This window comes from Streptomyces sp. NPDC056128 (assembly GCF_042263835.1).
Taxonomy (GTDB): domain Bacteria; phylum Actinomycetota; class Actinomycetes; order Streptomycetales; family Streptomycetaceae; genus Streptomyces.
The window spans coordinates 592,236-599,965 of sequence record NZ_JBHJVQ010000003.1 but is presented as its reverse complement, the minus strand read 5'-3'; the positions used below and the strand labels follow the sequence as shown (position 1 = coordinate 599,965).

The window sequence follows — 7,730 nt, the reverse complement described above, 5'->3', positions numbered from 1 at the left end:
GAAGCCGACCGGCACCCGTCAGCCAAACCCGCCAACTTGGTACCGAAGGCAACTCATGTGGTGCCCGACCGACTCACAACCAGATCACTAGGCGGCCGGCGGCACGAGGAAGGTCACCGGTGAACGGTCCCGAGATCCACGTCGAGTTCCCTCCCGAACTGCACCTGTTCGTACCGCGCGCCCGCCCCACCGGGGTCACCCGCGCCACCGCCGACGGGGTCTCCACCCTCGGGCACGTCGTCGAGTCCCTCGGCGTCCCGCTGACCGAGGTCGGCGCCCTCCTCGTCGACGGCCGCGAGGTCCCGACCGGACACGTCCCCGCGGGCGGCGAGTCGGTGCGCGTACGGGCCGTCGCGCACCCCCAGGAGGTACCCGGCGCTCCCCTGCGCTTCCTGCTCGACGTCCACCTCGGCACCCTCGCCCGCCGGCTGCGGCTGCTCGGCGTTGACACGGCGTACCAGTCGGCGGACCTCGGCGACCCGGCGCTCGCCTCCCTCTCGGCGGCCGAGCGCCGGGTCATGCTCAGCCGCGACCGGGGCCTGCTGCGCCGCCGCGAGCTGTGGGCCGGCGCCTACGTCTACAGCACCCGCCCCGAGGAACAGCTCCGGGAGGTCCTGGCCCGGTTCCGGCCCGAGCTGCGCCCGTGGACCCGGTGCACCGCGTGCAACGGACCCCTGGCCCCGGCCACCAAGGACGAGGTGGCCGACCAGCTCAAGGGCGGCACCGAGCGCTCGTACGACGTCTTCGCGCGCTGCGGCGACTGCGGCCGCGCGTACTGGAAGGGCGCCCACCACGACCAGCTGGAGGCGATCGTGGCACGGGCCCTCACGGAGTCGGGGCGGGAAGCGCCCTAGCGAGGGCGCTTGAGGGCGCGGCGCCCGCGCGGGAGGTAGACGAGTGCCTCCGTGCCGGCGAAGCGCAGGACGAAGGTGATGACCAGGGCCAGGGCGGTGGCCGGCAGTACGGCGAGGCCGAACTGGGCGACGAGCAGGGCGATCAGCGGGATGCGCAGGACCAGGTCGGCGTTGGCGATCAGGGCGAAGCGCAGGGTGCGGTCGGCCCAGTGCCGGTGGCGCCGCCGGTCGTGGAAGAGCAGCCGCTCCAGCAGCAGGAAGTTCCAGGCCACGCCGAACTGGTTGGCGACGATCTCGGCCGGCAGGTAGTGCAGCCCGGCCGACGTCAGCGCCCACAGGGCGGCCAGGTTCGGCACGAAGCCGCTCAGCCCGATCAGCCCGAACACGATCATGCGGGCCAGCGGCGCGGCGGTGCGCAGCCCGACCAGGTGGCGCAGGAAGCGCAGCCCTTCCCGCGCGGTGGACTTGGACTCCCCGGCGAACCGCTCCTCGAAGACGAACGGCACCTCGGCGACCGTACCGGGGCGGTCGCGGACGGCCAGTTCCAGCAGGATCTTGTAGCCGAGCGGCTTGAGCGCGTCGGCGGTGACCTCGGCCCGGCGGATCGCGAAGAAGCCGCTCATCGGGTCGCTGATGCCGCGCAGCCGGCGCGGGAAGAGCGCCTTGGTCAGCCAGGTCGCCGCCCGCGAGACCGCCACCCGGTAGCCGCCGGCCAGGCCCGCGCGGCTGCCGCCCTGCGTGTAGCGGGAGGCGACGACGAGCCCGGCCTTCGTCCGCTCGCCGGTGGCGACCAGTTCCGGCACGAGCGAGGGCGGATGCTGGCAGTCGCCGTCCATGACGACGATCCAGTCCGCCCCGGCCGCCCGCATGCCCTCGACGACGGCGCCGCCGAGCCCGCCGACCGGCTCGTCCCGGTGGAGCACGGTGACCGGGAAGGGGCAGTCGGGCGCCGCCGCGCGGATCACGTCCGGGGTGTCGTCGGTGGAGTCGTCCACGAAGACGACCTCGCAGGGCAGCCGGGCCGGCACCGACTCGGCCGTCCGCCGCAGCAGCTGCCGTATGTTCCCCGACTCGTTGAAGGTCGGTACGACGATGGTGACGGCGGCCGGCTCGGGCGGCACCGCGGGTGCCTCCGAGGGCAGCTCCGAGGGACGTACGGCCGGACGGCCCAACGCGCCGGGGACGGTGGACTCGTGGCTCATCGGGCGGCTCCGGAGGGCTGGGTTCGGCGGATCTCGATGCGGTCCGCACCGATGCCGAAGACGGCGGCCGGAGCCGAAAGGTTCATGGCGGACGCGACGTCGGGCGGATCGGCCCGCCCCGCCGCGGGCCCGGACGCGTCCGCCCGCCACTCTTCGACTACCCGCGCACGGGCCGCCTCAGCCGTTCAGCGCGGCCCGCAGCCGCTCCGGATCGGTCGTCGGCGCGTCGCAGGTGAAGTTCCGGCAGACGTACGCGGCCGCGGCCCCGCCGACCAGCGGCCGATCGGCCAGCAGCGGGAACTCGTCGCTCCCCTCCGCCCCGAAGGCGACGACCGCGCCCGGCGCCGTCCCCAGCAGCGCCGTACGGTGCAGCCCGCGCGCGGCGGCGTCGGCGGCGTCCGGTCCGACGACGGCGACCTCGCGCGGCCCGTCGAGCAGCGCCTCGGCGGCGGCCAGCCCCCAGCCGACGAAGCGCGGGACCCGCGGGCCGAGCGCCTTCACCACGCCGAGGGCGTGCTCGGCGGCGGTGCGGTGCGGCTCGGAACCGGTGTGGGCGGCGTAGGAGAGCAGGGCGTTCGCGGCGGCGCTCCAGCCCGACGGCGTCGCGTTGTCGGTGGGGTCCTGCGGGCGGCGGATCAGGTGCTCCGCGTCGGACGCGGTGTCGTACAGCGAGCCGGAGGCGTCCGTGAAGCGGGTGAGGACGTGGTCCAGCAGGAACCCGGCGAAGTCCAGCCAGACGCCCTCCCCGGTGACCGAGGCCAGCGCGAGGAAGCCCTCCGCCACGTCGGCGTAGTCCTCCAGCACCCCGGCGTTGGCACCGGCCCGGCCGTCCTTGCTGGTGCGGGTGAGCCTGACCTGCTCGTCGAGGTGCAGCCGGACCAGCAGGTCGGCGGCGGCCACGGCGGCCTCCACCAGGTCGGGGCGCTCGAAGTAGGCGCCGGTCTCGGCGAGCGCGGCGATCGCGAGGCCGTTCCAGGCGGCGACCACCTTGTCGTCCCGGCCGGGGGCGGGCCGGCCGTCCCGAGCGGCCAGCAGCCGCTCCCGCACCGAGGCGATCCGCGCGGCGTCGAAGACACCCTCCTGCTGCGGCAGTTGCAGCACGGACGCGCCGTGCTCGAAGGTGCCCTCCTCGGTCACGCCGAAGTACTGGGCGGCGAGTTCGGCGTCCTCGGCGCCGAGCACCTCGGTGAGCTGCGCGGGCGTCCACACGTAGTAAGCGCCCTCGACGTGCCGGCCCGTGCCGTCGTCGCTGTCCGCGTCCAGCGCGGAGGCGAACCCGCCCGCCGCGGTGCGCAGTTCCCGCACCATGAAGTCCGCGGTCTCCAGGGCGACCCGGCGGGCCAGGTCCGAGCCGGTGGCACGCCAGAGGTGGGCGAAGACACGGCACAGCAGCGCGTTGTCGTAGAGCATCTTCTCGAAGTGCGGCACGACCCACTCGCGGTCCACGGAGTAGCGGGCGAAACCGCCGCCCAACTGGTCGTAGATGCCGCCGCGGGCCATCCGCTCGCAGGTGTCCCGCGCCATCTGCAACGCGCCCTCGGCGCCGGTGCGGGCGTGGTGGCGCAGCAGGAACTCGACGACCATGGACGGCGGGAACTTCGGCGCCCCGCCGAAGCCGCCGCGCTGCTCGTCGTACTCCCGGGTCAGCCCGAGCAGCGCCTGCCCGAGTTGCTCCTCGCCGGGCGCCCGCGCGTCGCCGTAGGAGATGTCCCGCCCGGCCAGGTCCCGCACGATCTTCCCGGCGACCTCGGTGACCTCGTCCCGCCGCTCCGCCCAGGCCTGGTGGACACCCTGGAGCACCTGCCGGAAGGACGGCATGCCGTGCCGGGGCTCGGGCGGGAAGTAGGTGCCGAAGTAGAAGGGCTCCGCGTCCGGCGTGAGGAAGACGGTCATGGGCCAGCCGCCCTGCCCGGTCGCCGCCTGCACGGCCTCCATGTAGACGGCGTCCACGTCGGGCCGCTCCTCGCGGTCGACCTTGACGCTCACGAAGTGCGAGTTGAGGTACGCGGCGGTGGCCTCGTCCTCGAAGGACTCGTGCGCCATCACGTGGCACCAGTGGCACGCGGAGTAGCCGACGCTCAGCAGCACCGGCACGTCCCGCCGTCTCGCCTCCGCCATCGCCTCCTCTCCCCATGGCCACCAGTCCACCGGGTTGTCGGCGTGCTGGAGCAGATAGGGCGACTGGGAATCAGCCAGGCGATTCATACCCGGCATCGTCGCATGATCGGGTGCGCCGGGCCCAGCTTGCCGGGCCCATGTTGGTGCCGACCGGCGCGCGTATTGCCGCACCGGTCCTGGCCGGGTTAGTTTCCGCGACGCAACCCACGGCACTTTTCCCGCGTGTACCCCGCCTACGTCCCGCGTTCCGAGTCGTGCATGAGTGATGTGGTCCGGCGACGCTCCGAGACACCCGTGCTGGTGGGCCGGACGGGCGAGTTGCACGCCCTGCTGGACGCCCTCGCGCATCCTCCGGCGGTGGTTCTCGTGGAGGGCGAGGCGGGGATCGGGAAGACCCGGCTGATCCGGGAGGTGCTGGGGCACACCTCGGTGCGGGGCCGGACGGTGCTGGCCGGGGGCTGCCATCCGCTGCGGGAGCCCTTCCCCTACGGGCCGGTGTTCGAGCTGCTGCGGCGGCTGGAGGGCCGGCTGCCGGACGGACTGAACCCGGTGTGCGGGGCGCTGCGGCCCTATCTGCCCGAGCTGGGTGACCGGTTGCCGCCCGCGCCGGAGCCGTTGACCGAGCACGGGGCGGTCCGGCACCGGTTGTTCCGCGCCGTGCGGGCGCTGCTCGAGGGCGCCGGGGCCGGGGTGGTCGTCGTCGAGGACCTGCACTGGGCGGACGACGGGACGCGGGACCTGGTGCGGTTCCTCGTGGACGATCCGCCCGCCGGGCTGGCGGTGGTGCTGAGCTACCGGCGTGAGGAGCTGCCCGGGGCGGGGCTGCCGCTGGGCAGGGCGTACCGGCAGCCGCCGGGGACGACGGCGGTCCTGGTGCCGCTGGGGCCGCTCGACGTGAGCGCGGTGCGCAGCATGACGGCGGCGCTCACCGGCAACGCCCGGGTACCGGCCGCGCTCGCCGAGGCGCTGCACGAGCGCACCGCCGGGATTCCGTTCGTGCTGGAGGAGGTCGTGCGGGCGCTGCCCGACGGGTGGGACGGGTCGGATCCGCTGGACGCGGTCGGGGTGCCGACGCGGCTGCACGAGGCGATGGCCGACCGGATGAGCCTGCTCTCGCCGGAGGCCGTCGCGTGTGTGCGGGCCTGTGCGGTGCTCCGGGTGCCCACCGGGGAGGAGCTGATCGCGGCGGTGGCGGGCGTCGGGACGGTGCGGACTGGGACCGCGCTCCGGGAGGCGCTGCGGGCCGCCGTCCTGCACGAACTGGGCCCGGACCGCTACGGGTTCCGGCACACGCTGGCCCAGCAGGCGGTCTACCGAGGCATGACCGGCCCGGCCCGGCGCGCACTGCACCGCGACGCCGTACGGGCCCTGGACGGGACCGACCCGCTGCCGCTCGTCCAACTCACCTACCACGCCAGGGAGTCCGGCGACACGACCCGCTGGCACCACTACGGGAAGGCGGCCGCGCGGGCGGCTCTGCGGACGGGCGACCTGGCGCTCGCCGTCGAGCTGCTGGAGTCCCTGCTGTCCGATGCGCGGCTCGGCCCCTTGGAGCGGGCGCGGCTGGCCATCCGGCTCAGCCGGGCGGCGGTGCACAGCGTCTCCTACCGGCAGGCGGCGGAACTCCTGCGCCGCACCGTGCAGGACGACCGGCTGCCGGACGGACTGCGCGGCGAGATCCGGCTGAACCTCGGACTGCTGCTGCACAACCACGCGGGCGACTACGAGCAGGCCCGCGCCGACACGGAAATCGCCGTGGAGGAACTCCACACCCGCCCAGCCCTCGCGGCCCGCGGCATGGCAGCACTGGCCCTGCCCGGGTGGGGGGACCATCCGTACCGGGTGTACGAGCGATGGATCGAGCGGGCGGAGGCACTTGTGGGGCGGGGGGCGGGGGTTGGGGGCGGGGGGCTGTGGGAGGCGGGGGCTTGGGACGCCGGGTTACGGGACGAGGGGCCTCGGGGCGGGGGGCTGTGGGCGGCCGGGTTGCGGGGCGAGGGGCCTGCGGGCGGGGTACTGCGGGACACGGAGCCGCGAGACCCCGGACCGCGAAGCGCGGGGATGCGGGACCCCGAGCTACGGGACGAGGGGCCTCGGGGCGGAGGGCTGCGGGACACCGAGCCGCGAAACCCCGGACCGCGAAGCGCGGGGATGCGGCACCCCGAGCCCCAAGACGCCGTACTGCGAGACTCCGGCCTGCGGGACCTCGGACCCCAAGACGCCCACTCGCGCGCCCCCGAGCGCCAAAACGCCAGCCACCAAGGCGCCAGCCTGCATGACCCCAGCCCCCAACACACCGGCCTGCAAGACGCCGGGCTTCGTATGGCCGTCCGCGGGAATCACTTCGCCCTGCGGGCCTGTCGCGGTGAGCGGGGTGTGTGGGAGGAGGCCGAGGTGGCTCTGCGGGGCGGTGGGCGGGCGGGGGCCGAGGTGGGGGTTCAGGCGGCGCGTACCTGGGGGAACCTCGCGGACTACGCCGCCTGGCTGGGCCAGGACGTCCGGGCGCGGCGCTACTGCCGGGAGGCCGAGCGGCTGGCCGGCGAGCACGGGGCGACCTTCGTGGCGGGCATCGCGGCGGGGACGGGGCTGCGCCTGGACTGGCATGCCGGGCGGTGGGAAGGGCTGGGGGAACGGGCCCGGCGCACCTGGGAGGGCCACCTGGGCGTGGCGCCCGTGATGGCCGACGCGCAGCTGGTCCTGGGCCAGTTGGCGCTGGCCCGCGGCGAGTGGGAGGAGGCGGAGGCGCGGCTGGCCGGGGCCGGACTCGGCGACCCGGACAACTGCCCCGCGCCGGTGCTGGCGGCGGCGTCCGCGGCCATGGTCCGGCTGCTGCTGGCCCGCGGCGAGACGCACGCGGCCTGCGCCCTGGCCGACCGGGCGACGGCCAGGGTGCGGCGCAAGGACATCTGGGGCTGGGGCGCGGAACTGGCCCCCATGGTCGTGGCCGCCTACGTGCGGGCGGAGCGCCGGGCGGAGGCGGAGGCGGTGACGGAGCAGCTCGCGGCCGGCCTCGCGGGCCTGGACGTTCCCCTGGGGCGCCCGGCGGTGGACGCCTGCCGGGGCATCCTCGCGGCGGCCGCGGGACGGCACGACGACGCCGTGACCGCCTTCCGGGCGGCCCGCGCCGGATACGCCGCGCTCCCCCGCCCGTACGCGGCGGCCCGGGCCGGCGAGGCGGCGGCGCGGGAGGCGCTGGCGACGGGGGCGGCGGACGCGGCCCGGCGGATGGGCGACGTGGCCGAGGAGTTCACCGCGCTCGGCGCCACCCGGGACGCCGCCCGCTGCCGCCGGGTCCTGCGCGGCACCGGCGTGACGACCCCGTCCCACCGGGGCCGGCGCGGCTACGGCGACACGCTCTCGCCCCGCGAGCGCGAGGTCGCCCGCCTGGTGGCCCTCGGGCACACCAACCGGGAGATCGCCGACGTGCTGTTCCTGTCGCCGCGCACCATCGAGCAGCACGTCGCGAAGGTACTGCGCAAGCTCGGCGTGGCCTCCCGGGCCGAGGTTCCGGCCGAAGGCGCTTAGGACGACCTGCCAGTGACGCGGCGTCGAATAC

At 75.4% G+C, this 7,730-nt stretch carries 4 protein-coding genes; 2 read left to right on the top strand and 2 right to left on the bottom strand.

The window, feature by feature from the left end:
* Positions 1–119 precede the first annotated feature (119 nt).
* The gene (locus tag ACFC1X_RS10870; protein WP_376350997.1) at positions 120–854 is read left to right on the top strand and encodes a Mut7-C RNAse domain-containing protein; all 735 of its coding nucleotides are present in this window, start codon (positions 120–122) and stop codon (positions 852–854) included.
* Here ACFC1X_RS10870 and ACFC1X_RS10865 read toward each other — a convergent pair.
* Both ACFC1X_RS10865 and ACFC1X_RS10860 read right to left on the bottom strand, forming a co-directional pair.
* Positions 851–2,056 (bottom strand): glycosyltransferase, encoded by a 1,206-nt coding sequence (locus tag ACFC1X_RS10865; RefSeq protein WP_376350995.1) that lies wholly within the window; start codon positions 2,054–2,056, stop codon positions 851–853. The genes ACFC1X_RS10870 and ACFC1X_RS10865 overlap by 4 nt on opposite strands.
* A 177-nt stretch (positions 2,057–2,233) precedes the next feature.
* On the bottom strand, positions 2,234–4,261 hold the full coding sequence (locus ACFC1X_RS10860; protein WP_376350992.1) for a thioredoxin domain-containing protein: 2,028 nt from the start codon (positions 4,259–4,261) through the stop codon (positions 2,234–2,236).
* A gap of 171 nt (positions 4,262–4,432) precedes the next feature.
* On the opposite strand from ACFC1X_RS10860, the gene ACFC1X_RS10855 reads away from it, so the two are divergent.
* The gene (locus ACFC1X_RS10855; protein ID WP_376350989.1) at positions 4,433–7,699 is read left to right on the top strand and encodes an AAA family ATPase; all 3,267 of its coding nucleotides are present in this window, start codon (positions 4,433–4,435) and stop codon (positions 7,697–7,699) included.
* Positions 7,700–7,730: the final 31 nt, after the last annotated feature.

Coding starts and splice junctions, on each gene's coding strand:
- ACFC1X_RS10865 (WP_376350995.1), bottom strand. CDS start 2,056: ATGAGCCACGAGTCCACCGTCCCCGGCGCGTTGGGCCGTCCGGCCGTA.
- ACFC1X_RS10860 (WP_376350992.1), bottom strand. CDS start 4,261: ATGAATCGCCTGGCTGATTCCCAGTCGCCCTATCTGCTCCAGCACGCC.
- ACFC1X_RS10855 (WP_376350989.1), top strand. CDS start 4,433: ATGAGTGATGTGGTCCGGCGACGCTCCGAGACACCCGTGCTGGTGGGC.